Consider the following 2,107-nt stretch of genomic DNA (forward strand, 5'->3'; position numbering starts at 1 on the left):
GCGATCTGATCGAAGCCGGGGCGCTTGTGATAGGGGCCATCCTGGCCGAAGCCCGAGATGCTGCCATAGACGATCTTCGGATTGACCCTGCGCACGGCCTCGTAGTCGATGCCGAGCTTGGTCTTCACGTCAGGCCGGTAGTTCTCGATCACCACGTCGGCCTTCGCCGCGAGCCGCATGAAGGTCTCGACGCCCTTGGGGTTTTTCAGGTTCAGGCTCATCGCCCGCTTGTTCCGGTGCAAATTCTGGAAGTCGGCGCCGTGGCGCGGGCCGCCCATGGCGTCACTGCCATCTTCCAGCAGCGCGTCGATCTTGATGACGTTGGCGCCCCAATCAGCGAACTGCCGCGCGCAGGTGGGGCCGGCCCTGACGCGGGTGAGATCGAGCACGGTGAAGCGGCTGAGGGCCTGAGAGGCGCGCGGGAAGGCCATGCGGTATAACTCCGAAACGTGACACACCTGTATAGGAGACCGCGCCGTGTCGGACAATTGCGTGCAGGCCGCGCCGGCACCAAGGCGCATGACACCAGTGCAGGGCTGCGTGGTAGGATGGGTGGAGCGAAGCGATACCCATCATGGTCCGGCGAAGGGATCGACGGGTATCGCTCCGCTCAACCCATCCTTCAATTGAGCGATCAGTTCGCCGTCGTGCGCGGCAGCTTCTTTTCCAGTGCAACCGCCATCGCCGAGATCAGAGGCTTCATGAAGAAGGCATCGCCTTGCGGCGTGATGTCGGGCTTGAGCCCGTGCGCCGCGAGAGCCTCCGTGACCACGGGACCGACGGAAGCGATCGGCGTCTGTTTCAATCCTTCGATCAGCCGGTCCTCGATGCCATGCGCCCTTGCGACATCGAACAGCCGGCGCGGCTGGCCCGAACTGGTCAGCGCGATGGCATCGATGTGGCCGGCGGCCATCTCGTCCAGCGCGGTCAGGATGTTGGCATCGGCAGCCTTGGCGTCGTAGACATAAGGCAGCACGGCATCGACCTCGGCGCCTTGTGCTGATATCGCGCCGATCAGCGCGGAATGGTCCTTGTCCGGATAGAGCTGCAGGCCGAGCCTGTGGCCCTTGAGGTCGAGCCGCGACAGCATCTCGGCGACTCCTTCAGAGGTCGGTTTTTCCGTCGTGACTTGCGGCTCCAGCCCGATCTCGCGTAGCGCCCGCCCGGGCTTCGGGCCGCGGGCGAACTTGCGCGCCTGGCCGAGCGCGGCGATGAATTCCTGCTCCACCCCGATGCGGCGGACGGCCTTCATCAGCCGGCGCAGGCCTTCGCCGGTCAGCAGCACCAGATCGTCGAACGGGGTTTCGATGCAGCGTCTGATCCAGGCCTCGATCGGAGCCGCATCAGGCGCATCGTTGATCGCAAACATCGGACATTGCAGCACGTTGGCGCCTTGCTCGGCGAGCAGCCGGGAAAACTGCGCTTCCTCGCGGGTTTCCAGGATCAGGATACGGTAGCCGGTGAGCCTGTCAGCCATGATGGCGCCTTAACGGAAGCGATGGTGATTTGTTCATCCTGATGCCTGTTCCATCGTTGGCGCAAGTCCCGGGACGGTGATAGAGCAGGCCCGAACGAAGCGCTGCTTCGTCTCTGCCCATCTCTCATCAGGTCGTCCCGGTTCACGTTGCCATGCCCGATCATCAATATCTGCTGACCCTGTCCTGCCCGGATCGCCCGGGACTGGTCTCGTCCGTTTCGACCTTTCTGGCCCATAATGGCCAGAACATCCTCGACGCCCAGCAATTCACCGACACCGAGACCGGTCATTTCTTCATGCGGGTGGTGTTCACCGCCGCCGATCTCGCGGTCAATTTGCCCGCGCTGCAGACCGGTTTTGCCGCGATCGCCGAGCGTTTCGGCATGGACTGGCAGATGCGCGATCGCGCCACGAAGCGGCGGGTGATGCTGCTGGTCTCCAAGTTCGACCATTGCCTGGTCGACATCCTCTATCGCTGGCGCACCGGCGACCTCGCAATGGTGCCGACCGCGATCGTCTCGAACCATCCGCGCGAGACCTATGCGGGGCTGGATTTCGGCGACATCCCGTTCCACCACATGCCGGTCACCAGGGAGACCAAGCGCCAGCAGGAGCAGGCGGTGCTGCAAC

The 2,107-nt window shown here is 63.8% G+C and carries 3 protein-coding genes; 1 reads left to right on the top strand and 2 read right to left on the bottom strand.

Translation table 11 applies throughout. The annotated features are described in order from the left end of the window. Together WA702_RS15095 and WA702_RS15100 are read right to left on the bottom strand one after the other, a co-directional pair. Positions 1-431, bottom strand: a 431-nt coding sequence (locus WA702_RS15095; protein WP_425111334.1) for a CoA transferase, incomplete at its 3' end; no start/stop codon positions are given. A 203-nt stretch (positions 432-634) separates the two neighbouring features. Continuing rightward, positions 635-1,477: a uroporphyrinogen-III synthase gene (locus tag WA702_RS15100; RefSeq protein ID WP_425111335.1), complete on the bottom strand. Its 843-nt coding sequence runs from the start codon at positions 1,475-1,477 to the stop codon at positions 635-637. Positions 1,478-1,629: 152 nt separating this feature from the next. On the opposite strand from WA702_RS15100, the gene WA702_RS15105 reads away from it, so the two are divergent. Beyond that, positions 1,630-2,107 (top strand): ACT domain-containing protein (locus WA702_RS15105; RefSeq protein WP_425111336.1); only part of this gene is annotated, 478 nt, incomplete at its 3' end.

Source organism: Bradyrhizobium sp., from assembly GCF_049798375.1.
Taxonomy (GTDB): Bacteria; Pseudomonadota; Alphaproteobacteria; order Rhizobiales; family Xanthobacteraceae; genus Bradyrhizobium.

What these genes read in the sequence shown, in the direction of transcription:
- WA702_RS15100 (WP_425111335.1), bottom strand. Translation starts at nt 1,477, where the DNA reads ATGGCTGACAGGCTCACCGGCTACCGTATCCTGATCCTGGAAACCCGC.